Origin of the sequence: Methylobacterium jeotgali (assembly GCF_022179345.1) — a bacterium.
GTDB classification, from domain to species: domain Bacteria; phylum Pseudomonadota; class Alphaproteobacteria; order Rhizobiales; family Beijerinckiaceae; genus Methylobacterium; species Methylobacterium jeotgali.
The window spans coordinates 1-24433 of sequence record NZ_BPQR01000029.1 but is presented as its reverse complement, the minus strand read 5'-3'; the positions used below and the strand labels follow the sequence as shown (position 1 = coordinate 24433).

Below are 24433 nucleotides of genomic sequence, written 5' to 3'. Positions count from 1 at the left end.
TCTCTCTCTCTCTCTCTCTGCTGTCGTTCCAGTATCGGTCCTCGCGATCTCGTAGCGAAAATCCTTTGCATTTAGGAAAATAATCAGAGTTATATCAACTTGAGCTTTTCGCCGAAATTGGGCATCAGGAACGTTATTAGCGGGTTGAGGGCGACTATAGTATTAGATCGCATGCCAAGCTAAAACCACTATACTGCTCCCTCATCCCGCAGCGCCCGCCGGATGATCTTGCCCGTCGTCGTCATCGGCAGGCTCTCGCGGAACGCGATCTCCCGCGGCGCCTCGTGTGCGGAGAGCACGCTGCGGCCGAAGGCCAGGATCTCCTGCGCGAGGTCTTCCGAAGGCGAGAAGCCCTCGCGCAGCACGACGAAGGCCTTCACGATCTCGGTGCGCAGCGCGTCGGGCTTGCCGACCGCCGCGGCGAGCGCCACCGCCGGATGGCGCAGCAGCCCGTCCTCGATCTCGGTGGGGCCGATCCGGTAGGCGGCGGAGGTGATGAGGTCGTCGTCGCGGCCGACGAAGTGGACGTAGCCGTCCGCGTCCCGGCGCGCGGTGTCGCCGGTGAGGAGCCAGCCGTCGCGGAACTTCCGCTCCGTGTCCTCGGGCCGGTTCCAGTAGCGCAGGAACATCACCGGGTCGGGCGCCTTCACGGCGATCTCGCCGGGCTCGTCCACGCCCGCCTCGCTTCCGTCCGGGCGCAGGACCGCGACCGCGTGGCCCGGCACCGGGCGGCCGGTGGAGCCCGCCCGCGCCACGCCCGCCGCCCGGCAGGAGGCGAGGACGAGGTTGCACTCGGTCTGCCCGTAGGCCTCGCCGATGGTGAGCCCCAGCGCGCGCTCCGCCCAGGCGAAGGTCTCGGGGCCGAGCGCCTCGCCGGCGGAGGCGACGTTGCGCAGGCGCGAGAGGTCGTAGCGCGTCCTCGGATTCTCGACCGAGCGCAGCATCCGCAGCGCCGTCGGCGGCAGGAAGCAGTTGGTGACGCCCATCCGCTCGATGAGGGCGAAGGCCCCCTCGGCCGTGAAGCGGGTGTTGCCCCAGGCGACGACGGGCACGCCGAGCCAGAGGCTCGGCATCACCACGTTGAGGAGCCCTCCGGCCCAGGCCCAATCGGAGGGCGTCCACATCACGTCCCCGCCTTTCGGAGGGAAGTCGTGCATCATCAGGAAGCCGGGCATGTGGCCGGGCAGCACCCGGTGGGCGTGGAGCGCGCCCTTGGCGGTGCCGGTGGTGCCCGAGGTGTAGATCATCAGTGCCGGATCGTCGGCGCCGGTGTCGCGGGGGGCGAAGTCCGGATCGGCGTCGGCGACGAGAGCGTCGTGGCCGAGCGTTCCCTCCGCCGGCCCGTCCAGGGAGACGACGAGGCGAAGCTCGGGCAGCCGCCCGCGCAGGGCCGCGAGGCGCTCGGCGCCCGCGGCGTCGGTGATCGCTGCCCGCGCACCGGAGTCGGCGAGGCGGTAGGCCAGCGCCTCCGCCCCGAACAGCCCGGCGAGCGGCAGGGCGATGGCCCCGAGCTTGTAGGCGGCCGCATGCGCGACGACGACGGCGGCGGTCTGCGGCAGCAGCACCGCCACCCGGTCCCCCGGCGCGATGCCCTGCCGCGCGAGGGCGTGGGCGAGCCGGTTCGAGTCCCGCCGCAGCTGCCCGTAGGTCACCGTCCGCACGCCCTCGCCGGCCAGCTCCAGGATCGCCGGCCGCTCGAACTCGCGCGATCCGAAGCGATCGCACACCGCGACGCCCATGTTGAAGCGCTCGGGGATGTCCCAGCGGAAGCCCTCCCGCAGGCTCTCGTAGTCGGGCGCCGGGCGCAGGAGCACGGGGGTCAGGCCCTGTCCGGGAAGCCGCCGGCAAAGGCGAAGTCGGTGATCGGCCGGCGGCCGTTCGGCGCCTCCTTCGCCCGTCGCTCCTCGTCGAGCGCTTCCAACGGCGTCGCGCGGCCGATCCCGTAGGCCGCCTCGACCCGGTGGTGCTCGGGCACGCGCAGGAGGCTCGCCGCCCGTTCCTTGTCGAACCCGCCCATGCCGTGCACGTGCCAGCCCTGACGGTTCGCCTGGAGTTGGAAGGCCATGGAGGCGGCGCCGGTGTCGAGGGAGTGGCTGTAGGAAGGTTTCAGCTCGCCGCGCACGTTCATGTGCGTGCTCGACACCAGGATCACGAGCGCACCGCAGTCGACCGCCCAGCGCTGGTTGGCCTCGACGAGGAGGCCGAGGAAATCCTGCCAGTGGCCGTCGCCGCGCAGCGCGTAGAGGAAGCGCCAGGGCTGCGAGTTGTAGGCCGAGGGCGACCAGCGGGCCGCCTCGAACATCCTGAGCAGCTCCGCCTCCGGCACCGCCTCGCCCGCGAAGGCGCGCGGCGAGCGGCGCTCGACGAAGAGCGGGTCGATCGCGTGGTCGGGGCGGCGGGCAAGCGTCTCGGTCAAGGGATGGTCTCCTCGGGGCGTCGGCGAGGGATGCACGAGGATGGTGCGGCGCGCAAATCGGCCTTATCGACGTCGCATGGGGTGGGAGCGGACGCGACGCAGAGGCCGCTCCCCGCCCATGGGACCCCGCTCCATGCCGACCATCACCGTCATCGAGACCGGCACCGTCCCCGAGGGACAGCGCGCGCGGCACGGCACCTATCCGCAGATGTTCGCGCGCGCCTTCGGTGCGGGCCGGCCGGATCTCGCGTTCGAGACCGTGGTCGCCGCGCAGGAGACCTATCCCGCGGTCGAGACCCTCGAGGCGGTGATGATCACGGGCTCGGCGGCCGGGGTCTACGAGGACCATGCCTGGATCGCGCCGCTCTCGGATTTCGTCCGGCGCGTCCACGCTGCCGGCGTCCCGATGGTCGGCATCTGCTTCGGCCATCAGCTCGTCGCCCAGGCGCTCGGCGGCGTCGTCGCGCCGTCCGACCGGGGCTGGGGGATCGGCCGGCACGTCTACCGCCCGGCTGCGGGCAACGGCGTCCTCGACGGCTCCGAGGTGGCGCTGGCCTGCTCGCACCAGGATCAGGTCCTGGTGCTGCCGGAGGGCGCGGAGGTGATCCTCGCCTCCGATTTCACGCCCTACGCCGGCCTGCTCTACGACAACGGGACGACGCTGACCCTGCAGCCGCATCCCGAGTTCACCGTCGATTACGCGATGTTCTGCGCCACCAGCCGCAGCGGCCACGCTCCGGACGCGGTGGTGACGGCGGCGGTCGATTCCCTGCAACGGCCCCTCGACAGCGCGGCCGTGAACGGGGCCATCACGCGCTTCATGACGGAGCGTGTCGGCAAGCCGGCACCGGCGAGGGAGGCCCGATGACGGTGTCGAGCGAGGACGAGCTGGCCGGCCTGAAGCGCATCGGGCGCATCGTCGCCGAGACGCTGGAGGCGATGGGCCGGGCCATCGAGCCCGGCATGACCACCCTGGAGCTCGACCGGATCGGACGCGGCCTGCTGGAGGCCGCCGGGGCCCGGCCGGCGCCGGAGCTCCTCTACGCCTTTCCCGGAGCGACCTGCATCAGCGTCGACGAAGAGATCGCCCACGGCATCCCCGGCCCCCGCCGGATCGCGCCGGGCGACCTCGTCAACATCGACGTCTCGGCGGAGAAGGACGGCCTCTTCGCCGACACTGGGGCCTCGTTCGCCGTGCCGCCGGTGTCGCGGGCCGCCGAGCGGCTGTGCCGGGACGGGCGCCGGGCGCTGTGGACGGGCCTGCGCCAGGTCGGCGCCGGCCGGCCGCTCTCGGGCATCGGGCAGGCGGTCGGCGCCTTCGCGCACAGGAACGGCTACACGCTGGTGCGCAACCTCGCGAGCCACGGGGTCGGCCGCTCCCTGCACGAGGAGCCGACCGAGATCGCCACATGGCCCGACGCCTCCGAGCGGCGGATCATGGGCGAGGGGCTGGTCTTCACCGTCGAGCCTTTCCTGTCGCTCGGCGCCACCTTCGCCGAGGACGGCGACGATCCGTGGACGCTCTACAGCCGGCCCCGCGCGCTCACGGTCCAGTACGAGCACACCGTCGTCGCCACCCGCAACGGCCCGCTGGTCCTCACGATGCCGGGCCAGTAGAGGACCGGGCGGCCGATTTCGCTCCCTGGCGGATCACGGCGCGCCTAAGGTGCGGCCGGCCGACGCCGACGGCTGCGACGGCACGGAGTGCGACGGGACGGTGAGCGCGGAGCGCGACGGAGAGAGCATGGCGGCGCGCGCCGCGGCCGCGGCGGCCCTGGCGGGCTTCGCGGTGCGCAGCCGCTTCGCCCTGCGCCGGGCGCTCGCCGATATCGCCGCCGAGCGGCTCGACGCCCTGGCGGACGGAAGCGGGCGGCCCTCGTTCCTCCCGGCGGAGGCGGACGACCTGATCGGCACGGACCCAGGCGCGGGAAGCGAGCTTCTGGTCTATGCCCGACCCGTCGCGGCGCCCGCCGCCACGCCCTATCGCCTGCACGCCGCGCTCGCCGCCGGCCTCGCCGCGCCGGACTGCGTGGCGCGGGCCTACGAGGCAATTCTCGGCCGCCCGGCCGATGCCGGGGGCGCCGCGGCCTACGCGCAGGCCCTGGCGGAAGGGCGGCTCGACCGTCTCGCGCTCCTGCGCGCGCTCGCCGCCTCCGAGGAGGGACGCGGGCGCGGCCTCGCCTACCGCTTCGCCGCGATGCCGACCGGGCGGCCTGCGTGAGCCGCGACCTCCTCGTCCTCAGCTACTTCCCGGCGGTGTGGCCGCCCCGCTCGGGGGGCGAGGCGCGCCTCGGCCATCTCTATCGGGCGCTCGGTGCGGACTGGTCGGTCACGCTGCTCTCGGCGAGCGATGCCGGCGGCGCCTTCGCGGAGGTGCGGCATACGGAGCGGTTCCGCGAGCTGCGTGTGCCGAAGGACGCGGTGTGGGAGCGCGCCGCCGCGCGCCTCGCCCGGTCCGGCCTCGCCGGTGATCGCGCCGGCCTCGCCTTCGCGCTCGCCGCCGCCGATCCCGAGTGGGGGCTCCGCCGGATGGCGCGCGATCTCGCCGCTCGCGCCGGCCTCGTCGTGCACGAATCACCCTTCTCCGAGCCGCTGCTCGCCGGGCTCGAGGGCGTGCGCGAGGTCTATGGCGCTCATAATCACGAAGCGAGCCTCGTCGGCGAGACCGCGACCGGGGCGGGAGCGGGGGAGGCCTGGCTCCGCGTCTGGCGCCTGGAACGCCGCCTCGCCCGGCGGGCGGAGGTCGTGCTCGCGCCCTCCTTCGAGGACCTCGAGCGGATGCGGCTCCTCTACGGGGTCGAGGCGCACCGCCTCTACGAGATCCCGAACGGCTTCGACCCGGAGGCCGCCGCGGCGGTGGCGGCGCGGCGGCCTCCGCGACCCGAGGAGAGGCCGCTCCTCGCCTTCCTCGGCTCGGCCCACCCGCCGAACGTCGAGGCCGCCGCCTCTCTCGCCACCCTCGCGGCGGAGATGCCCGAGGCGGACGTCGTCATCGCCGGAGGCGTCTCCTCTGCGATCCCCGAGGGGCCGCCGAACCTGATCCGGGCCGGCCTGCTCGATCCGGCGGCCAAGGCCGATCTCCTGGCCCGCGCGAGCCTGTTCCTCGATCCCGTCGCGACGGGATCCGGCACCAGCCTCAAGGCTCTGGAGGTCGCCGCCTGCGGGCTGCCCTGCCTCGCCACGCCCTTCGCCGTGCGCGGCCTCGATCTCCATGACGGCGTCCACCTGACCCTGCGCGAGCGCGGGCCGGGCTTCGTCGCGGCGCTCCGCGGTCTCCTCGCCGATCCGGGGCGGGCGGAGCGGATGGCGGAGGCCGCCCGCCGAGCGGTGGCGCCGATGGCCTGGGGGCTCGTCGCCCGCGATCTCGGCCGGGCGCTGGCCCAGGCCGTCGACGGCCGCCTCGGCCCCCACGCGCCGGGGCGGGCGCCCCTGGTCGTGGCCCTCAACGACTATCCCGTCGCCGGCCGCGAGACCGGGGGGGCGGTCCGGATCCGCGAGACGCTCTCGCGGCTCGACGCCGACACGGTGCTCGTCACCTTCGCGGACAGGCCCCGGATCGACCGGCTCGGGCCCCGCCTGCTTCAGATCGGCCTGCCGAAGACGCCGGGCCATGCCGCCTTCGAGCGCGACCTCGCCGCCCTGTCGGGCCTGACGGCGGAGGACGTCGCGGCGGCGCTCTTCTGCGCCGACAACCCGGCGCTCTCGGGCCTCGTCGCGGACCTTGCGCAGGAGGCCGGCGCGGCGGTGTTCGAGCATTGCTACATGGCACCGCTGGCCGCGACCCTGCTCACGGTGCGACCCGATCTGCCGGTGGTCTATTCCGCCCACAACGTCGAGGCGGCGCTGAAGCGCGGGAGCGAGGGCGTCGCGGCCCTCGTCGGCGGGATCGCGGAAGGGTTGGAGCGGCGGCTCGCCGCCCTGTCGGAGCGCGTCGTCGCCTGCTCGCCCGAGGATGCGGCGACCTTCCGGGCCTGGGGGGCCCGCACCCTCCTCGTCGGCCACGGCGCGACGATCCCGGACGGGGAGCCCGCGCCGCCGGAGGGGCCGCCGGTGCTCGGCTTCCTCGGCTCCGGCCACGGCCCGAACCGGGAGGCGGCGGCCTTTATCGCGCGGGTCCTGGCGCCGTCCCTGCCGGAGATGCGGTTCGAGATCCTCGGCGAGGCCGGCGACGGGCTCGGGGAGCCGCTGCCCGGCAACCTGCGCCTTCTCGGCGCCCTCCCGGCCGGCGAGAAGGCGCGGGCGCTGTCCGGCTGGAGCCTCGCCCTCAATCCCGTCGAGACGGGCGGCGGCGCCAACCTCAAGCTCGCCGACTACCTCGCCCACGGCCTGCCGGTGCTCGCCACGCCCTTCGGCGGGCGGGGCTTTCCCATCGAGGCGGAGGGGCTCGGGCGGATCGCGCCCCGCGAGAGCCTCGCCCGTCTGGCGCAGCACCTCCTCGCCGACCCGGCGGGGCTCGCCGCGACCGCGCGGCGCGCGCGGGCCTTCGCGCGGACGCATCTCGACTGGGATCGCCTGACCGTCCCCTACCGGGCCGAGATCGGCGCGATGCTCGCCCGCCCCGGTCCGCCGCGCGGGCAGGGCGATGGCGCCGTCCCCACGGACCCGTCCCCGGGACAGGCGGACGCGGACCTCTCGCCGGGCGAGCTCGCGCACCTCAGGGCCACCGTGGGCCTCGTCCGGCCCCTCGTCGCGCTGAGCCCGGCCGCCGGGACGGTCGATCCCGCCGCGCTGGCCGTCGCCCTCGCGGCCGCGGGCTCCGCAGCCGGGCTCGTCGTCGCCGAGGGGGAGGCGGCGCGTCTCCTGTCCGCGGGGCCCCTCGGGGCGCCGCTGGCGCTGCCCGCCGAGGCCTGGATCGCGGAATGCGCCGCCCTGGTGGTGGGGGGACAGGATGCGGGCACGGACCGGCTCGTCGCCCTGGCCCGCATGGCCGGCGTTCCGGTCGTGTCGCTCGCGGAGGCCGGAGGCCTCGCGTCGGAGACCGCGATCCCGGAGCTTCTGCGCCGCCTCCGGGAGGGTCCGGCCCCGCAGCTTTGACGCCCCGGAGGGCGCGCGAAGACCGATGATCCGTCGGCCGGCGCGGCCGGTCTTAAGTGTATCGACATTCTTTGCCTTCACAGGCTTGCGGCGGAAGGCCACTCATGTTGTCTTCCGCCCGCGCTCGACAGGAAAAGGCCGGCTTCGTCGGCTCATAAACTCAAAGTCGACGGCGGCTCGAGGCTTTCCGGAAGTATCGTGCCGAAACCGTCGCCGAAGCGCCACGGGGGTTTGAATCATGGAATGGAATAGCTGGCTCGACGACTATTACGCGCGCTATCAGGCCGCGATCTTCGACCCCGCGATCAGGGGTTCGCTCGAAGCATTCCACGCGCTCTGCCTCGACGTGCGCGCCAACGGCCGCAAGCTGATGTTCGCCGGCAACGGCGCCAGCGCCTCGATCGCCTCGCACGGCGCGGTCGATTTCACCAAGCAGGCCAAGGTGCGCGGCGTCGACTTCAACGAGCCGAACCTGATCACCGCCTATTCCAACGATTTCGGCTTCGAGAACTTCATGGCCAAGGCCGTGGAGCATCACGGCGACGCCGGCGACGGCCTCGTCCTGATCTCGGTCTCCGGCCGCTCGCAGAACGCCGTCAACGCCGCCCGCACCGCCCGCGAGCGCGGCATCAAGGTGGTGAGCTTCACCGGCGCCAAGGCCGATAACCCGCTGCGCGAGGTCTCCGACATCGCCTTCTGGTGCGACAGCAAGGCCTACAACATCGTCGAGTGCACGCACATGATCTGGCTCACCACCGTCGTCGACATGCTCGTCGGCAAGGCCGAGTACAGCGTCAGCTGAGGCGCGGCGGCCGCGGCCCGTCGTGGCGCGGCCGTTGCTACCTCTTCCCCGTCCGCAATCCCCGGGCGCCCGGCCCTGACCGGGCGCCGTTCTTCCGCGCGGCCCCGCAGGACGTGACGTCCGGGCCGGCCCCCGAAATCGTCAGAGGCATGTGATGGCAAATCGCGTCGGGATCATCGGCTATGGCAAGATGGGCCGCATCCGCGCCGAGGCCCTGCGCAAGGACGGGCGCTCGGAGATCGTCGTCGTCTACGACATCGACACCCCGACCGACGCCACCTGCCGCGTCGCGCCGAGCATCGAGGCGATCGTGAACGACCCGGAGGTCGACACCGTCGTCGTCTGCCTGCCGAACCACCTCAACCGGCCGACCACCATCGCCGCGCTCAAGGCCGGCAAGAACGTGTTCTGCGAGAAGCCCCCGGCCTTCAACGCCGCCGAGGTCCGCGAGATCATGGCCGCGGAGGCGGAGTCTGACCGCGTTCTGATGTACGGCTTCAACCACCGCCACCATGCCGGCGTCGACAAGCTCAAGCAGATCGTCGACAGCGGCGCCTACGGGCGGGTGCTGTGGATGCGCGGCCGCTACGGCAAGAGCGTGGACGGCGACTACCTCAAGACCTGGCGGGCCGACCGCTCCAAGGCCGGGGGCGGCATCCTGATGGACCAGGGCATCCACATGCTGGACCTGTTCCAGTACATCGGCGGCACGAGCTTCGACGAGATCAGCGCCTTCGTCACCAGCCACTACTGGAACATCCCCGGCATCGAGGACAACGTCTTCGCGATCATGCGCGACAGGACGAGCGGCATCGAGGTCTCGTTCCACTCGACCATGACGCAGTGGCGGCACCTGTTCTCGCTCGAGGTCTTCACCGAGCGCGGCTACCTCGTGCTCAACGGCCTCAAGACCTCCTCGGGCACCTACGGCGAGGAGGTGCTGACCATCGCCAAGAACCGCTCGGTGGCCCCGGCGGCCAGCTGGGCCGACGAAGAGAAGTTGACCTACGAGGTCGACACCTCCTGGGACAAGGAGGCCGAGCACTTCATGGACGCGGTGACGCTCGGGCTTCCCGTCCGCCTCGGCACCTCGCAGCAGGCGCTCGAGGTCATGACGCTCATCGACCGCATCTACGAGAACGAGCACGCGCTCGGTAAGGAGCTCCACGAGAACCTGCGTCGGGTCGGCCAGCGCTGATGGTCGTCACCGAGCGCTTCCCCGACCTCGACGCGGCGGTCGCGGCCTGCGCAAGGCGGATCGTCGAGGGGTTGGGGGAAGCGCTGGAGCGGAGCCCGCGCGCGACCTTCATGGTCTCGGGCGGGCAGGTGCCGGGTAAGGTGCTGCCCCGCGTCGCCCGCGCCGGTCTCGACTGGTCGCGCCTCGCGGTGGTGTCGAGCGACGAGCGCTTCGTCGCCCCCGACCACCCGGACTCGAACGAGGGCACGGTGCGCGCGGCGCTGCGCGAGGCGGGCGGGATCGCCTATCACGGCATCGACGTCGGCCTCCCTCTGGAGGAGGCCGCGCGCGCCCACGAGAGCACCCTGCGGTCGCTGCCCTGGCCGCCTGCGGTGGCCTATCTCGGTATCGGCACGGACGCCCACGTCGCCTCGCTGTTTCCCGACCGGCCGGAGATCGCGGGCGAGGCCTTCGTCGCGGGGCTCCCCGAGACGGCGCCCCACAGGCACGCCCGCATCACGCTCGGCATCCCGGCGATCCGCGAGGCGGGGCGCATCGTCCTCGTCGTCAACGGACCGGAGAAGAACGCCGCCCTCGACCGTGCGCTGGCGCCCGACGCCGACCCGCTGCGCACGCCGATCACCCGCCTGCTGCGGGAGGCCGCCGGCGAGGTCCATCTCCTGCGCTGCCCCTGAGGCTGAAGGCTTCGTATCCCGAGCCGTCGACGCGCCGTGCTCTTGACCGATTGGTACATAATCTGTACCAATCGGTACATTCACGATGCGAAAGGAATCGCGATGACCGAGAGCCGCCCGCCGCTGCCGCCCTTCGATCACGAGAGCGCCGTCAGGAAGGTCCGCGCCGCCGAGGACGCCTGGAACGGGCGCGATCCGCAGCGGGTGGCGCTGGCCTACACGCCGGACACGCGCTGGCGGAACCGCTCGGAGTTCCTGACCGGCCGCGAGGAGGTCGCGGCCTTTCTGACCCGCAAGTGGGAGCGGGAGCTCGACTACCGCCTGATCAAGGAGATCTGGGCGCACGGGCCGGACCGCATCGCCGTGCGCTTCGCCTACGAGTACCGGACTGCCGAGGGCCAATGGTTCCGCGCCTACGGCAACGAGAACTGGCACTTCGCCGAGAACGGCCTGATGAAGATCCGCCACGCCAGCATCAACGACGTGCCGATCGCCGAGGCCGAGCGCAAGTTCCACTGGGACGCCTCGGGCCCGCGCCCGGCCGACCATCCCGGTCTCACCGAACTCGGTCTCTGAGACGCCATGGCTCCGCGCCCGGCGGGCCGCGCCGCGCTGATCCCGATCCTCGGCGAGGTCTTCCGGGAGCACGGCTACGAGGGCGCGAGCCTCGCGGTGATCGGCGCGCGCACGGGTCTCGGCAAGGGCAGCCTCTACCACGCCTTTCCCGGCGGCAAGGAGGAGATGGCCTCCGCCGTGCTCGCCGAGATCGAGGCGTGGTTCGAGGACAACCTCTACCGGCCGCTGCGCGAGGACCCGGACCCGCGGGCCGCCATCCGCGCGTCGCTGGCGGCGACCGAAACCTACTTCCGGTCCGGCCGGCGGGTCTGCCTCGTCGGGGTCTTCGCGCTGGGGGAGGTCCGCGACCGCTTCGGCGAGCGCATTGCCCGGTACTTCGCCGGCTGGCGCGACGCGCTCACCGACGCGCTGGCGCGGGCCGGCCGGCCGCCCGGCGAGGCGCGGGACCTCGCCGAGGAGGCGGTGGCCGCCATCCAGGGGGCGCTCGTCGCGGCGCGCGCCTTCGACGAGCCGGCGATGTTCGGCCGGTCGCTGCGCCGGATCGAGGCGCGGCTCCTCGGCTGAGCCGCCTCAGCCGAGGTCGGCGGTCTCGAAGCCCTGGGCGCGCAGGGTCTCGGGCAGGCCGTCGAAGTCCCGATATCCGGCCTCGCGGGCCATGGCGTCGAGGGCGCTCTGCGGGTCGAGGGCGGCGCCGGTCCAGAGGATGGCCCTGCTCGATTTCTGTCGGATCTGATAGATATGCATGAGACCGGTCGCTCCTGCCGGAAAGCTTGCCGCGCGGCATTCTACTGAGAGAACGCCCCGACGGGTCTTCCGCTCCCGGCGGATGCCTTGAAATCGCCGGTCTGAGCGGCGAGGGACCGCACGACATCGAGAGCGACCGACCGATGGGGCCGGCGCTGCAAGCCCTGGCCCCGCGGAGGCTTCGCCGATGCGTGGCCGAGATGGAAACCCTGCCGTGACGTCCCGCTTCCCGGTCGCTCGGATCGTCTTCGCGCTGTGCCTGGCGCTCGGCCCCCTCGGATCGCGCGCTGCGACGGCCGCCGAGACTCCCGCGGTTCCCGACCCCGCCGCCCTCGCTCCCGCCGTCACGGTTGTGCCGGCCGAGTGGCGGGAGATCGTGGAGCGGGCGGTCGTCACCGGCACCCTGGTGCCCCGCGACGAGATCCTGGTCTCCCCCGAGATCGAGGGCCTGCGCATCACGGAGCTGCTCGTCGAGGAGGGCGACCGGGTGGCGCAGGGCCAGGTGCTCGCCCGCCTCTCGCGGGAGATGATCGAGACGCAGGAAGCGGCCAATGTCGCGGCCGTCGCCCGCGCCGAGGCCGCCATCGTCCAGGCGCGCAGCCAGATCGTCCAGGCCGAGGCCGCGCAGGTCGAGGCGAAGCTGGCGCTGGAGCGCGCCCAGTCCCTCATCAAGACCGGCAACGCCACCGCCGTCACGCTCGAGCAGCGCGTCTCGACGGCGCAGGGCGCCGAGGGCAAGCTCGCGGCCGCCCGCGGCGGCCTCCAGGCGGCGCAGGCCGATCTTGCCACCGCCCGCGCGCAGGGCTCCGAGATCGCGCTCCGCCGGGCCCGCACCGAGATCCGCGCGCCCGAGGCCGGCATCGTCAACCGCCGCACCGCCCGGGTCGGCGCCACCGCGACGGCGGTCGGCGAACCCCTGTTCCGCCTGATCGCCCGGGGCGAGATCGAGCTCGAGGGCGAGGTGCCCGAGACCGCTATGCCGCGTCTCGCCGTGGGCAAGCCGGCCCGCCTCGATCTCGAAGGGGGCGGGGCCATCGCCGGCCGCGTCCGCCGCATCTACCCGGAGGTCGACCGCACCACCCGGCTCGGCAAGGTCCGCATCACCCTCGATCCCGATCCGAGCCTGCGGATGGGCGCCTTCGCCCGCGGCACCGTCGAGGTCGCGCGGCGCACCGGCGTCGCCGTCCCGGTCTCCGCGCTGCTGTTCTCCGCCGACGGCGGCGCCAGCGTGCTCGTCGCCCGCAACGACCGCGTCGAGGCGCGCCGGGTCGTCAACGGCCTCTCGGCGCAGGGCGTGACGGAGATCCGAGAGGGGCTCGCCGGCGGCGAGAGCGTGGTGGCGCGCGCGGGCAGCTTCCTGCGCGACGGCGACCGGGTGCGGGCGGTCTCCGCCCCGGCCCGCGCGGCCGACGCCGCGGCGCCTTGAGGGAGAGCCCGCGATGCGTCTCAACGTCTCCGCCTGGGCGATCCGCAACCCGCTGCCGCCGGTGGTGCTGTTCCTGGTGCTGATGGTGCTCGGCCTCGTCAGCTTCCGCAGCCTGCCGATCACACGCTTCCCCAACATCGACATCCCGATCGTCTCGGTGACGATCCTGCAGTCGGGCGCGGCCCCCTCCGAGCTCCAGACCCAGGTGACGAAATGGGTCGAGGATTCGGTGGCGGGGGTGAAGGGCGTCAAGCACATCCTCTCGACGATCAGCGAGGGCTCCTCCGTCACGACGATCGAGTTCCGCCTGGAGGTGAACACCGACCGGGCGGTCAACGACGTGAAGGACGCCGTCTCGAAGGTCCGCATGAACCTGCCGCGGACGATCGAGGAGCCGATCATCAGCCGCGTCGAGATCGCCGGCCTGCCGATCATGATCTACGGGGCGTCGGCGCCCGCGATGACGCCGGAGGACCTCTCCTGGCTCGTGGACGACGTCATCGCCCGGCAGATCCAGGGGGTGAAGGGCGTCGGCGGCGTCGAGCGCCTCGGCGGCGTCGCCCGCGAGGTTCGCGTCACGCTGAAGCCCGACCGGCTGCTGGCGCTCGGCATCACCGCCGCGGACGTGAACCGGCAGCTGCGCCTCACCTCCGCGGACATGGCGGGGGGACGCGCCGAGGTCGGCGGCCAGGAGCAGTCGATCCGGGCGCTGGCGGCCTCGGCGAGCCTCGAGACGCTGGCGGCGACCTCGATCGTCCTGCCCGGCGGGCGCAAGGTGCGCCTCGACGAACTCGCGACCCTCACGGACGGCTCCGAGGAGCCGCGCACCTTCGCCCGCTTCAACGGCGAGCCCGTCGTCGCCTTCGCGATCTCGCGGGCGACGGGGGCGAGCGACGCGGATGTGGCGTCGGGCGTCGCCCGCAAGATCGCGGAGCTCGGAAAGACCAATCCGGGCGTGCATTTCGACCTGATCGATTCCTCCGTCACCAACACGGTCGGCAACTACCACTCGGCGATGCTCGGGCTCCTCGAAGGCGCGGCGCTGGCGGTGATCGTCGTGTTCCTGTTCCTGCGCGACTGGCGGGCGACGCTGATCGCCTCGATCGCCCTGCCGCTCTCGGTGCTGCCGACCTTCTGGGTGATGAGCGCCATGGGCTTCTCGCTCAACGCGGTCAGCCTTCTCGCCATCACCCTCGTCACGGGCATCCTTGTCGACGACGCCATCGTCGAGATCGAGAACATCGTGCGCCACATGCGCATGGGGAAGTCGCCCTACCGCGCCTCCCTCGAGGCCGCCGACGAGATCGGGCTCGCGGTCATCGCCATCACCGCGACGATCATGGCGATCTTCGCGCCCGTCTCCTTCATGGGCGGCATCGCCGGCCAGTACTTCAAGCAGTTCGGCCTGACGATCGCGGCGGCCGTGTTCATGTCGCTGCTCGTGGCACGTCTGATCACGCCGCTTCTCGCCGCCTACTTCCTGCGCGACCACGGCCCCGATCACGAGCGCGAAGGGCCGGTGATGCGGGCCTACACGCGGCTCGTCGCCTGGTCGGTGAGGCACAAGTACGTCACGCTCGTCGCGGGCCTGGCCTGCTTTGCCGGCTCCATCGCCTCGACGGGGCTCCTGCCCGCCGGCTTCCTGCCGGCGGAGGACGCGGCGCGCACCATGTTCGTCGTCGAGCTGCCGCCCGGCGCCAGGCTCGCCGAGACGACCCGCGTCACCGACGCCATCGTGGAGAAGGTGAGGGCGCTGCCCGAGGTGCGCAGCGTCTTCGTGGACGGGGGCCGCCAGCTTCCCGGCAAGAAGGAGACGCGGCTCGCGAGCCTCACCATCAACCTGACGCCGAAGAACGCGCGCCACCGCACCCAGAAGCAGGTCGACGTCGCCGTCGGCGACATCCTGCGCGAGGTGCCCGACATCCGCTTCTGGGCGCTGCGCGAGGGCGGCCAGCGCGACCTCGCCCTGATCATCGCCGGGCCGGACCGGGCGGTCGTGGCCGACGTCGCCGCCCGCCTCCAGCGGGAGGCGGCGGAGGTGCCGCACCTCGTCAACGTCGCCTCGACGGCACCGCTCGACCGAACCGAGATCCGCATCCGCCCGAAGCCCGGCGTCGCGGCGGATCTCGGCGTCTCGACCGACCTCATCGCCGAGACGGTCCGGGTCGGCACCATCGGCGACATCAGCGCCAACCTCGCCAAGTTCAACGCCGCCGACCGGCAGGTGCCGATCCGGGTGCAGCTGCCCGAGGCCATGCGCGGGCATCTCTCCGAGATCGAGACGCTCAAGGTGCCGGTGAAGGGCGGCGCCGCGGTGCCGCTCTCGACGGTCGCCGAGATCAGCCTCGGCCAGGGGCCGGCGGCGATCGACCGCTACGACCGCGCCGTGCGTGTCGCCATCGAGGCGGACATGCGGGGCTCGGACGCGCTGGGCTCGCTGATCGCGCAGGTGATGGCGCTGCCCGCCGCCACGAACCTGCCGCCCGGCGTCACCATCAGCCAGACGGGCGATGCCGAGGTGATGGGCGAGGTCTTCGAAGGCTTCGCGCTCGCCATCGGCGCCGGGCTGATGATGGTGATGGGCGTCCTCGTGCTGCTGTTCGGCAACTTCCTGCAGCCGGTGACGATCCTGTTCTCGCTGCCGCTCTCCATCGGCGGCGCCATCCTAGGCCTGCTCGTCTTCAGCAAGCCGATCTCGATGCCGGTCGTCATCGGCATCCTGATGCTGATGGGCGTGGTGACGAAGAACGCGATCATGCTCGTCGACTTCGCCGTCGAGGAGATGAGGGCCGGCGTCGACCGGGCGACCGCCATCGTCGATGCCGGCCGCAAGCGGGCGCGGCCGATCGTGATGACGACCATCGCCATGGCCGCCGGCATGGTGCCCTCGGCGATGGCGCTGGGCATCGGCGGCGAGTTCCGCTCGCCCATGGCCATCGCGGTGATCGGCGGCCTCATCGTCTCGACGGGCCTGTCGCTGCTGTTCGTGCCGGCCTTCTTCGTGCTGATGGACGACCTGTCCCGGTTCACGGCCCGGCTGTTCTCGCGCTTCGTGGGCGCCCGCGACGAGCCGGAGGAGACGGTGTTCGGCCCGCACGAGCCCGCGAATGACGGGCGCGGCTACCGGCCGCCGAGCGTGGCGGCGGAGTAGGGCGGGTCGTCAGAAGTTTGCGGAGCGGGGAGGCTCAGCCACCCTCGCGGGTGCGCGACTGGAGCACCTTCGTGCGGGCGCGGGTGGCGTCGGCGAGGCAGTTCGAGACGGCGGCGCCCATGCCGGTGCCGCCCATCCAGCCGGCGCCGACCGCCGCGCAATCCGCGTCGCGGAAGGCGATCCAGCGGCGCTGCGACTCGACCAGGGCCTCGCGCCAGGCCTTCTGCTGCACGGCGAGCCCGGGCACGTCGGCGCTGGCGCTGCCGACCTTGGCGAGCATGCCCTTGTAGGCCTCGTTGAGGAGCTTGTCGGCGCGCTCGAAATCCTCCTGCGCGCAGAAGGCGATCTCGGGCGTCGAGGACGCCTTGGCGCAGTCGACCGGCACCGCCTTGGGCTCGGCCGAAGCCGGGACGACGGCGAGGCCGAGAAGCAGCGCGGCGGCGGCGAAACGCATCGCCGGGCCGGTGTCAGGACCGGTCGGCGAGGCGGCTTGCGCCGAAGGACAGGGCGGCGGCGATCACGCCGAGGATCACGAAGGTCTTGATCGAGGCGGTGATCAGGGCCGGCTCGACGCCGGTATCCGTGAACAGCACGGCGCCGATCGCGACGATCGGAAGGCAGACCAGGACGAAGAGCGGAACGAGCGGGTTCATGGCGGGCTCTGTCTACGGACCGGAGGCGGCGGGACGGGCGCCCTGCCGGATGGATGGCGCCGTGCATAGCACCGCCAAGTCTGCCTGGGGATGCCCGGGGCGAAGTTTTTTGCAAGGTAGGATCCCGGCGCTCACACAAACGCAAGCTTCCCGCATCAGTTTGTGCGCGAGGGAAGGATCGGGACCATGCGTCACACGTCGGTGAACCGGAGCGGATCGCTCTCGCCGGAGGCTTCGCGGATCGACGAGATCGTGGCGCAGATCGGCCGGCTCCTGCGCCACCGCGCCTACCAGCGCGACAAGGTGGTGAGCCCGCTGCTGTTGCGGCACCTGCCGCACGATTCGGGCTACGCCTGGCAGGGCGAGGAAGCGCTGCGCCAGCGCCTCGAGCGGGCCGGGCTCGATGCCCGCGCCCTCGATCATCTCGCGCTCAACGCCCGCACCGAGTTCGCCCGGATGCAGGAGCGCACCCGGGCCTGAGCGGCCTCAGGCCGGCACCCGCACCGTCGCGCGCAGTCCCCCGAGCGGGCTGTCGTGGAGGGTGACGTCACCGCCATGCGCGCGGGCGATGTCGCGGGCGATCGAGAGGCCGAGGCCCGAGCCGCCCGCGTCCTGGCGGGCATCGTCGAGGCGCAGGAACGGCTTGAACACCTCCTCGCGGCTCTCCGGCGGGATGCCCGGCCCGTCGTCGTCGACGGAGACGAGGAAGGAGCGCGCCTCCATGCGGCCGGAGATCGCCACCGTCTCCGCGTAGCGGGCGGCGTTGGCCACGAGGTTGAACAGGCAGCGCCGGAGCGCGTCCGGGCGCACCGTCACCACGGGGGAGCCCGCGAGCTCGACGTCGTTCACCTGGGCGCCGAGGCGCTCGGCGTCGGTGCGCAGGTCCTCGAGCAGGGCGCGCATGTCGGTGGGCTGGGCGATCTCGGCCGAGTCGCCCTTGGCGAAGGCGAGGTAGGCCTCGAGCATCCGGCCCATCTCGTCGACGTCGCGCATCAGGTCCTCGACCTCCGGCGTCTGCTCGACGAGCGCCAGCGAAAGCCGGAAGCGGGTGAGGATGGTGCGCAGGTCGTGGCTGACGCCGTTGAGCATCGTCGTGCGCTGCTCCATCGCCCGCTCGATGCGCCGCTTCATCTCGATGAAGGCGTGCCCCGCCTGCCGGACCTCCCGCGCTCCGCGGGGGCGGAACTCGATCTCGCGGCCCTTGCCGAAGCCCTCGGCCACCGCCGCGAGCCGCAGGATCGGCTTGATCTGGTTCCGCAGGAACAGGATCGCGACCCCGAGGAGCACCATCGAGGAGCCGATCATCCAGACGAGGAAGATGTGCGAGTTCGAGGCGTAGGCCTGGGAGCGGCGCGCGGTGATGCGCATCACGCCGTCGGGGATGGCGACGCGGATCTCGATGAGGTTCGAGCGGCCGACCGTGTCGATCCAGAAGGGCCGCCCGATCTGCCGCTTCAGCTCGTCGGAGAGCGCCTCGTCGAGGATCGAGAAGAAGGGTCGCGGCCCCGGCTGGGGAAGCTTCGCGCCCTTCAGGACGTCGAGGTCGAGGTTGAGGCGCTCGCCGGCGATGCGGGTCAGCGTCTCGGCGTCCTTGTCCTGGGGGTAACGCTCGTAGACGTCGATGAGCGCGGCGATGTCCGCGGTGACCGCCGAGGACAGGCGCTTCGTCACGAGCTGCCAGTGGCGCTCCATGAAGGTGTAGGCGATCACCGACTGGAGCAGCACCACGGGGGCGATGATGATGATGAGCGAGCGGGCGTAGAGGCCCTTCGGCAGCCAGTCGCCGATCCGCCGCGACAGGCGCTTGAGCCAGCGCCGGGCCGGGGGGCGGGACGCCGCGGCGCCGCCCGCTTGGGGCGCCTCCGCGGCGACGCCGGCGGCCTCCCCGCTCATCGCCCGGCCGCCCTCAGTCGACCGCGAGGCGGTAGCCGACGCCGCGCACGGTCTGGAGGAAGGTCGGGTTGCCGGGATCGACCTCGGTCTTGCGGCGGAGCCGATTGATCTGCACGTCGAGGGTGCGCTCGCCGGCCGCGTCGCCCGCGAGCACGTGCCGCTCGACGCTGCCGCCCGCGGCATTCGCGAGGATCGTCAGGATCTCGCGCTCGCGCTCGGTGATGCGGATCATCTCCTCGCCCCGGCGCAATTCGCCCCGGTCGATGCGGAAGGCGAAGGGGCCGAAGGTCACGACATCGCCCCCGGCGCTGCGTCCCGGCCCACCGGCCCGGTTGATGATGTTGGTGAGGCGCAGGATCAGCTCCCGCGGCTCGAAGGGCTTCGGCAGGTAGTCGTCGGCGCCGATCTCGAGGCCCATCACCCGGTCGTTGGGGTTGGAGCGCGCGGTGAGCATCAGGATCGGCACGCGGGAGGTCTTGCGGACCCGGCGGGCGTAGTCGAAGCCGTTCTCGCCGGGCATCATCACGTCGAGCACCAGGGCGTCGAAGACGAAGCTCTGCGCCTTGGCGCTGGCCTCGGCGGCGTTGGCGGCGGCCGTCACCCGGAAGCCCTGCTCGAACAGGAAGCGGGAGAGCAGCTCCCGCAGGCGCCGATCGTCGTCGACGACGAGGACGTGGGGGGCCTGATCGGACAGCTCGACGGGCGCGGCCGGCATCAGGAGGCGCTCCGGTCGCGGCGGGCCATCAGGCGGCGGACGCTCGCGCGCTCCTCCGGCTCGATCATGGCGAGCAGGAACTCCTGGGCCGCGGACGCCGAAGGGGAGGCCTCCGGCTCGGCCAGCGCCCGGGCGATCCGGCGGGTCTGCACGTCGATGAGGTCGGCGGCGAGCCGCGCTCCCGTCTGCGTGCAGAACAGCAGCCGCTGGCGGCGGTCGCTCACCCCCGGCTTCTGCTCGATGTAGCCCTGCTCGATCAAATCCTTGAGCACCCGGTTGAGGCTCTGCTTGGTGATGCGCAGGATGTCGAGCAATTCGGCGATCGTGAGACCGGGATAGCGGTCGACGAAGTGCAGCACCCGGTGGTGCGCCCGGCCGAAGCCGTACTCGGCCAGGATCCGGTCCGGATCGCCGACGAAGTCGCGATAGGCGAAGAACAGCAGCTCGATGAGGTCGTCGCTCGCCCGCCCCGGGGCGGGCACGCCTCCGGCACCGGTCTCCGCGATCTCGCCCTCGGCCCGTCGCACGTTCGGGTGCCCCTCGATATACGTCAGTGTTATTGACATATCTCAGCCCGGTTGATACCCGTCAAGCCTTCGGCCAAAGGAGAGCGGACGCCCTGCCCGCCGGATTCCGGCCGGAGCGCCCGAGCCGCCGCGTCCGCGATCCGTCCTGCGGACGCCCCTGAAGGAAGATCCCCGATGTCCGTGATCCCGTTCGATCAGCGCGAGGGCACCATCTGGTTCGACGGCGTCATGGTGCCGTGGCGGGACGCGAAGATCCACGTGCTGAGCCACGGTCTCCACTACGGATCGGCGGTGTTCGAGGGCGAGCGCGCCTATGGCGGCCGCATCTTCAAGAGCCTGGAGCACACCAAGCGCCTGCACCGCTCGGCGGAGCTCCTCGACTTCAGGATCCCCTACAGCGTCGAGGAGATCGAGGCGGCCAAGGCGCTGGTGCTGCGCACGAGCGGCCTCCAGGACGCCTACCTGCGTCCGGTCGCCTGGCGGGGCTCGGAGATGATGGGCGTCGCCGCCCAGGGCAACACCATCCATCTGGCCGTCGCCGCCTGGGAGTGGCCGAGCTACTTCGACCCGGCCACCAAGATGAAGGGCATCCGCCTCGACATCGCCGACTACCGGCGCCCTGACCCGCGCACCATCCCCTCCGCCTCGAAGGCGGCGGGCCTGTACATGATCTGCACGATCTCGAAGCACCGGGCCGAGAACAAGGGCTACGCCGACGCCCTGATGCTCGACTGGGAGGACAACGTCGCCGAGTGCACCGGCGCCAACGTGTTCTTCGTGCAGGACGGGGTGATCCACACGCCGCTCGCCGACCGCTTCCTCAACGGCCTCACCCGCCAGACGGTGATCGAGCTCGCCCGCCGCCGCGGCATCGAGGTGATCGAACGCCGCATCCGGCCCGAGGAGATGGACGGCTTCTCCGAGTGCTTCATCACCGGGTCAGCCGCCGAGGTGACGCCGGTGGCCGAGATCGGTCCCTACCGCTTCACGCCGGGCGCCCTCACCAAGACCCTGATGGACGACTACACCGCGGAAGTGCAGCCCAAGGCCCACGCCGCCTGATCGCAGCCGGGGCTCGGCGATCCCGGGCTTCCGGCCTGCCGGGCCGGGAACGGAGTCGTCGGCCGGCCGTTGATCGGAACATTTCGAGAACGAAAGGTTCCCCCATGTCCGGCAAAGCCGCTGACACCGACGCCAAGTCGTCCAAGGCGTCCAAGTCCTCCGAGACCAATCCCAAGGTCGATCCGACCGATACCTCGAACCGGATCAAGGATCCGGACGATTGGACGACCGGCGGCGAGCCGATGACCGGCGCTCAGGCCTCCTACCTCAAGACCCTCTCGGAGGAGGCGGGCGCGCCCGAGTCCTACGCCGACGACCTCGACAAGGCCGAGGCCTCGAAGCGCATCGTCGCGCTCCGCCAGGAGACCGGCCGCGACAAGGCTTGATATGCAATCTCAGGATGCATCGACGCCGGCTTGGTGGATTCGTTCTCTTCCGCCGGTTGTGTCTTGCGGACCGGGTTAACCCTCTGGCAAGCCGTTCCCGCTAGGGTTGCTTCGGTGCACTGTGCCGAGGGGACGGACAATGACGCGGGCCTCGGCATCCGGCCGAACCAGGATGACGCCGAGGCCGAGCCGTTGGCTCGCGCGCTTCGCCGGGGACACCGGCGGCGCGACGGCCATCGAGTACGCGCTGATCGCCGGCCTCGTCTTCCTCGGCATCGCGGGCAGCCTCAAGGCCTACGGCGCCGGCGTCGGCTCCATGTACGACAAGATCATCACCGCCATCTCCCAGGTCATGTGAGGAGAGGGCGTCGGCCGGCGCTCCTGCCCCACCTCCTATCCCTTGGGCGCGATGCCCTTGCGCGGGCGGGCGGGCGAGCCGTCCTTGGCGGGGGTCTCCTTGACCGATGCCTCCTTGGCGGGGCGGGGCTTGCGGCCGGGATCGGGCTTCGGAGCCGATGCCGGCGCGGCGGTCCCGTCCATCCAGAAGGCGTCGAAGATGCCCTTCATCGCCCGGACGTTCTCTTCCTGAACCTCGGTGCCGGTCCGCAGCATCTGCTGGAACACGTCGAGGCCGGGGGAAGGCGCCGTCTCCACGGGCCTGGGGGCCGGGCTCTCGACGGGGCGCGGCGGCGGAGCCGGCGCCGCGGCGGGCGGGGAGGGGGGCGGCAGGAAGGCCTTCATCATCTCGGCCCAGGCGGCCGAGCCCGCCGCGAAGGCGTCCGGGGGCTCGGGCTCCGGCCGGGCCGGAGCGGCCGCCGGGGGCGGGTTCAGCATCACGTGGACGAGGCTCGCGACCACCATCCCCGCCATGGCCGGGAGCATCTGGCGCAGCGCCTGGGTGCCGACGCCGCTTGCGGCCGCCGCCTGCTGGAGCACGGCCTGGTTCATCACCGGCGAGGAGAACAGACGCATCAGCGCGGCCGGGTCGCCGCCGGGGTTGCGCTGGAGCCCGAGGGCGAAGGCCGGCAGCAGCGCCTCCACGGCGCGGCGGGTCTGCTCCGGGCTGAGGCCGAAGGGCTGGCCCAGGCCCTGTGCGGCCTGCGCTCCGGCTCCCTGGGCGAGGAGCATCTCGAACGGGTTGAACATGGCAGGCCGTCCAGCGAGCGAGCCCGGCGCCGGAGCGCCGAGGACGGAAAACGCCCGCCCCGGTGACAGCTTAGGCCGAAGCACGGAGCCTGACCAGAAGCGGGACGGGCGCCGTCCCGCGCTCAGTGGGTCGCGGCCCCCGTTTCCGAGGGGCCGGCGGCGAGGGAGGCCTCGGCGTCCGCCGCCGCGTGGCGCGGTCCCGCCGGGAGCGCGAGCGCCCGCGCTCGCGCCTCCAGCCGCGTCACCGTGCGGAAGGCGAGGACAGCGGCCAGCGCCCCGAAGGCCACCGAGCCGATCCCGACCCCGAGGATGACGCCGCGCGGCCCGTAGAGCCAGGCGCCGAGAAGCGCCGGCGGCACCGTGCCGAGCGTCGCCCGGCCCCAGTTCAGGGCGGTGGAGAGGAAGGGGAAGCCGAGGTTGTTGAAGGAGGCGTTCGACAGGAACAGCAGCCCGTTGAAGAACCAGACGCCGCCGCTGACGAGGCAGAAGAAGCCGAACAGCTCCGCGGCGGGGCCCTTCAGCTCGAACAGGTCGGTCAGCGGCCCCCGCGCCACCGCGAGGCCGAGCCAGACGGTGAGGACGTAGAGCGCGGTGAGGAGCGCGCCGTCCCGCAGCACGCCCCGCATCCGGTCGAAGCGCAGCGCCCCCCAGTTCTGGCCGAGGATCGGGCCGATCGAGCCGGACATGGCGAAGAGGCCGCCGAAGGCCACGGGGCTCAGCCGGTCGATCACGGCGTTGGCGGCGATCGCCTCGGGGCCGAAGCCCGCGAGCGCGTGGGCGATGAAGGCGCTCGCCACGGAGGGCGCGAGGTTGGTCAGTACCGCCGGCAGGGCGATGCGGAACACGACCGGCGCGTCCGAGGCGGCTTCCGCGAGCGACGGGGGCCCGAGCATCCGGTAGCGGCGGACCCCGAGCCAGCCGATCAGCAGGAAGACCCCGCGGGCGACGCAGACGGCGATCGCGGCCCCGTCGACCCCGAGCCCGGCCCCGAAGATCAGCAGCGGGTCGAGCCCTGCGGTGACGATCGCGCCGCCGAGGGTGACGTACATCGCCTCCTTGGCCGCGCCCCGCGCCCGGAGCAGGCCGGAGAACAGCATCCCCGGCCCCATCAGCAGGTTGGAGGGCAGGGTGATCCAGAGGAAGCGCTCGGCCACGGGCAGGGTGCGCGCGTCCGCCCCGATCAATGCGAGCAGTGGCCCGGCGACGACGAGGAGCAGCACGACGAGAACCGCCGCCGCCAGCAGCCCGAGCAGGGTCGCGGAGGTCGCGAGCCGGCGCGCCAGGGCCTCGTCCCGCGCCCCGAGGGCCCGCGAGACCAGGGCACCGGCTGCGATCATCAGGCCGATGTTCACGGCGATGGCGATGAACTGCACGATCGAGGCGAAGCCGACCGCCGCGGTCAGCGCCGGGTCGCCGAGCTTCGACACGTAGAGGAGCGAGAGCAGGTCGACGACGAAGATCGCCATCAGCCCGATCGAGCCCGTGCCGCTCATCACGAGCACGTGGCGCATGATCGAGCCCTCGACGAAGCGGCCCTGGGGGGCGGCCTCCGGCGGGGCGGGCTTCGGCGAGACGTCCGGGGACGCGTCAGGCATCGGGACGGGCGGTCTCGAGACGGGGGGAGTCGGGTTCGAGGACGCGCTGGGCGGCTTCCCGCCGCTCGGCGCCGATCACGTCGCGGGTCTCGGCGCTCAACGCCCGGGCCGGCCGCTTGGGAGCGGTGAGGGGCTCGGGCTTCAGCTCCCCGAGGGGGCCGCGCAGCCAGTTGGTGCCGTCGGGGAGCGCGCCCGCCTGCTGGAGGACGAGGCGGGCGATGTCGCGCTTCCTCACGTCGGCGGCCGTGCGGGCGGCGGCCTCCGGCGAGACGCCGAGCCCTTCGAGGGCGGCGCGCCCGAAGGCCAGGGCCGATTCGGAGGTCTCGCGGAGCTGGAAGTCGACGTCCCGGTTCATCAGCTCGACGGCGTGCGTCCGGTCGAAGGCCCGCACGTAGGTGCGCACCGTGCCGAACTCCTCGTGGACCATGTCGACGA

The 24433-nt window shown here is 72.3% G+C and carries 25 protein-coding genes and 1 pseudogene; 15 read left to right on the top strand and 11 right to left on the bottom strand.

Annotated features, from left to right (window positions below; all coding sequences use genetic code 11):
* Positions 1–188 precede the first annotated feature (188 nt).
* Both MFF04_RS08910 and MFF04_RS08905 read right to left on the bottom strand, forming a co-directional pair.
* Positions 189–1814 carry an acetate--CoA ligase gene (locus MFF04_RS08910; RefSeq protein ID WP_238275163.1) on the bottom strand — a complete coding sequence of 542 codons (1626 nt, stop codon included), beginning with the start codon at positions 1812–1814 and terminating at the stop codon, positions 189–191.
* A gap of 5 nt (positions 1815–1819) precedes the next feature.
* The gene (locus tag MFF04_RS08905; protein WP_238275161.1) at positions 1820–2416 is read right to left on the bottom strand and encodes a nitroreductase family protein; all 597 of its coding nucleotides are present in this window, start codon (positions 2414–2416) and stop codon (positions 1820–1822) included.
* 133 nt (positions 2417–2549) lie between these two features.
* Between MFF04_RS08905 and MFF04_RS08900 the strand changes: the two genes are divergently transcribed.
* The 9 genes from MFF04_RS08900 (at position 2550) to MFF04_RS08860 (ending at position 11264) form a co-directional block, all read left to right on the top strand.
* Positions 2550–3284 carry a type 1 glutamine amidotransferase gene (locus MFF04_RS08900; protein WP_238275160.1) on the top strand — a complete coding sequence of 245 codons (735 nt, stop codon included), beginning with the start codon at positions 2550–2552 and terminating at the stop codon, positions 3282–3284.
* Positions 3281–4033: a type I methionyl aminopeptidase gene (gene map, locus MFF04_RS08895; protein WP_238275158.1), complete on the top strand. Its 753-nt coding sequence runs from the start codon at positions 3281–3283 to the stop codon at positions 4031–4033. Before MFF04_RS08900 ends, map begins: the two co-directional genes overlap by 4 nt.
* Positions 4034–4160: 127 nt before the next feature.
* Positions 4161–4637, top strand: a complete 477-nt coding sequence (locus MFF04_RS08890; protein ID WP_238275156.1) for a DUF4214 domain-containing protein — start codon at positions 4161–4163, stop codon at positions 4635–4637.
* Positions 4634–7450 (top strand): glycosyltransferase family protein, encoded by a 2817-nt coding sequence (locus tag MFF04_RS08885; protein ID WP_238275154.1) that lies wholly within the window; start codon positions 4634–4636, stop codon positions 7448–7450. Before MFF04_RS08890 ends, MFF04_RS08885 begins: the two co-directional genes overlap by 4 nt.
* 238 nt (positions 7451–7688) lie before the next feature.
* Positions 7689–8252 carry a D-sedoheptulose-7-phosphate isomerase gene (locus tag MFF04_RS08880; RefSeq protein WP_238275152.1) on the top strand — a complete coding sequence of 188 codons (564 nt, stop codon included), beginning with the start codon at positions 7689–7691 and terminating at the stop codon, positions 8250–8252.
* Between the two features lie 154 nt (positions 8253–8406).
* A complete protein-coding gene (locus MFF04_RS08875; protein WP_238275150.1) occupies positions 8407–9450 on the top strand; it encodes a Gfo/Idh/MocA family protein in 1044 nt (347 codons plus the stop codon).
* A complete protein-coding gene (gene pgl / locus MFF04_RS08870) occupies positions 9450–10124 on the top strand; it encodes a 6-phosphogluconolactonase (protein WP_238275148.1) in 675 nt (224 codons plus the stop codon). Before MFF04_RS08875 ends, pgl begins: the two co-directional genes overlap by 1 nt.
* Before the next feature lie 102 nt (positions 10125–10226).
* The gene (locus tag MFF04_RS08865) at positions 10227–10700 is read left to right on the top strand and encodes a nuclear transport factor 2 family protein (protein ID WP_238275146.1); all 474 of its coding nucleotides are present in this window, start codon (positions 10227–10229) and stop codon (positions 10698–10700) included.
* A gap of 6 nt (positions 10701–10706) precedes the next feature.
* On the top strand, positions 10707–11264 hold the full coding sequence (locus MFF04_RS08860; RefSeq protein WP_238275144.1) for a TetR/AcrR family transcriptional regulator: 558 nt from the start codon (positions 10707–10709) through the stop codon (positions 11262–11264).
* Between the two features lie 6 nt (positions 11265–11270).
* Here the strand turns inward: MFF04_RS08860 and MFF04_RS08855 are convergent, their stop codons facing one another.
* On the bottom strand, positions 11271–11444 hold the full coding sequence (locus MFF04_RS08855; RefSeq protein ID WP_238275142.1) for a hypothetical protein: 174 nt from the start codon (positions 11442–11444) through the stop codon (positions 11271–11273).
* 187 nt (positions 11445–11631) lie between these two features.
* Here MFF04_RS08855 and MFF04_RS08850 point away from each other — a divergent pair, with 187 nt between their 5' ends.
* Entirely contained in the window at positions 11632–12870 is a 1239-nt protein-coding gene (locus MFF04_RS08850) for an efflux RND transporter periplasmic adaptor subunit (RefSeq protein WP_306308063.1), read from the top strand.
* Between the two features lie 13 nt (positions 12871–12883).
* Entirely contained in the window at positions 12884–16021 is a 3138-nt protein-coding gene (locus MFF04_RS08845) for an efflux RND transporter permease subunit (protein ID WP_238275141.1), read from the top strand.
* A gap of 34 nt (positions 16022–16055) precedes the next feature.
* Here the strand turns inward: MFF04_RS08845 and MFF04_RS08840 are convergent, their stop codons facing one another.
* Both MFF04_RS08840 and MFF04_RS08835 read right to left on the bottom strand, forming a co-directional pair.
* Complete coding sequence (locus MFF04_RS08840) at positions 16056–16475, bottom strand: lysozyme inhibitor LprI family protein (protein ID WP_238275139.1); 420 nt, start codon at positions 16473–16475, stop codon at positions 16056–16058.
* Between the two features lie 13 nt (positions 16476–16488).
* The gene (locus MFF04_RS08835) at positions 16489–16674 is read right to left on the bottom strand and encodes a hypothetical protein (RefSeq protein WP_238275137.1); all 186 of its coding nucleotides are present in this window, start codon (positions 16672–16674) and stop codon (positions 16489–16491) included.
* A gap of 186 nt (positions 16675–16860) precedes the next feature.
* Here MFF04_RS08835 and MFF04_RS08830 point away from each other — a divergent pair, with 186 nt between their 5' ends.
* Positions 16861–17154, top strand: coding sequence for a hypothetical protein (locus MFF04_RS08830; RefSeq protein WP_238275135.1), 294 nt, complete (start codon positions 16861–16863; stop codon positions 17152–17154).
* A 6-nt stretch (positions 17155–17160) separates the two neighbouring features.
* Here the strand turns inward: MFF04_RS08830 and MFF04_RS08825 are convergent, their stop codons facing one another.
* Genes MFF04_RS08825 through MFF04_RS08815 form a run of 3 tightly spaced genes read right to left on the bottom strand, consistent with a single transcriptional unit; the run spans position 17161 to position 19809 of the window.
* Positions 17161–18567 carry an ATP-binding protein gene (locus tag MFF04_RS08825; RefSeq protein WP_238275133.1) on the bottom strand — a complete coding sequence of 469 codons (1407 nt, stop codon included), beginning with the start codon at positions 18565–18567 and terminating at the stop codon, positions 17161–17163.
* A 13-nt stretch (positions 18568–18580) separates the two neighbouring features.
* A complete protein-coding gene (locus tag MFF04_RS08820) occupies positions 18581–19282 on the bottom strand; it encodes a response regulator (protein ID WP_238275131.1) in 702 nt (233 codons plus the stop codon).
* Positions 19282–19809: a MarR family winged helix-turn-helix transcriptional regulator gene (locus MFF04_RS08815; protein ID WP_373319992.1), complete on the bottom strand. Its 528-nt coding sequence runs from the start codon at positions 19807–19809 to the stop codon at positions 19282–19284. The genes MFF04_RS08820 and MFF04_RS08815 overlap by 1 nt, the downstream gene beginning before the upstream one ends.
* Positions 19810–19983: 174 nt before the next feature.
* On the opposite strand from MFF04_RS08815, the gene MFF04_RS08810 reads away from it, so the two are divergent.
* From MFF04_RS08810 to MFF04_RS08800, 3 genes are all read left to right on the top strand, one after another.
* Positions 19984–20871, top strand: a complete 888-nt coding sequence (locus tag MFF04_RS08810; protein ID WP_238275130.1) for a branched-chain amino acid aminotransferase — start codon at positions 19984–19986, stop codon at positions 20869–20871.
* Between the two features lie 104 nt (positions 20872–20975).
* Positions 20976–21257 (top strand): DUF3072 domain-containing protein, encoded by a 282-nt coding sequence (locus tag MFF04_RS08805; protein ID WP_238275128.1) that lies wholly within the window; start codon positions 20976–20978, stop codon positions 21255–21257.
* Positions 21258–21429: 172 nt separating this feature from the next.
* A complete protein-coding gene (locus MFF04_RS08800) occupies positions 21430–21615 on the top strand; it encodes a Flp family type IVb pilin (RefSeq protein WP_238275127.1) in 186 nt (61 codons plus the stop codon).
* A 35-nt stretch (positions 21616–21650) separates the two neighbouring features.
* On the opposite strand, the gene MFF04_RS08795 is transcribed toward MFF04_RS08800, so the two are convergent.
* The 3 genes and pseudogenes from MFF04_RS08795 to MFF04_RS08785 all read right to left on the bottom strand — a co-directional run.
* On the bottom strand, positions 21651–22403 hold the full coding sequence (locus tag MFF04_RS08795; protein WP_238275126.1) for a DUF937 domain-containing protein: 753 nt from the start codon (positions 22401–22403) through the stop codon (positions 21651–21653).
* 122 nt (positions 22404–22525) lie between these two features.
* Positions 22526–23998 carry an MATE family efflux transporter gene (locus MFF04_RS08790; protein ID WP_373319991.1) on the bottom strand — a complete coding sequence of 491 codons (1473 nt, stop codon included), beginning with the start codon at positions 23996–23998 and terminating at the stop codon, positions 22526–22528.
* Positions 23991–24433: pseudogene (locus MFF04_RS08785) on the bottom strand (monovalent cation:proton antiporter-2 (CPA2) family protein); the annotation flags it as partial. The pseudogene MFF04_RS08785 and the gene MFF04_RS08790, both read right to left, overlap by 8 nt.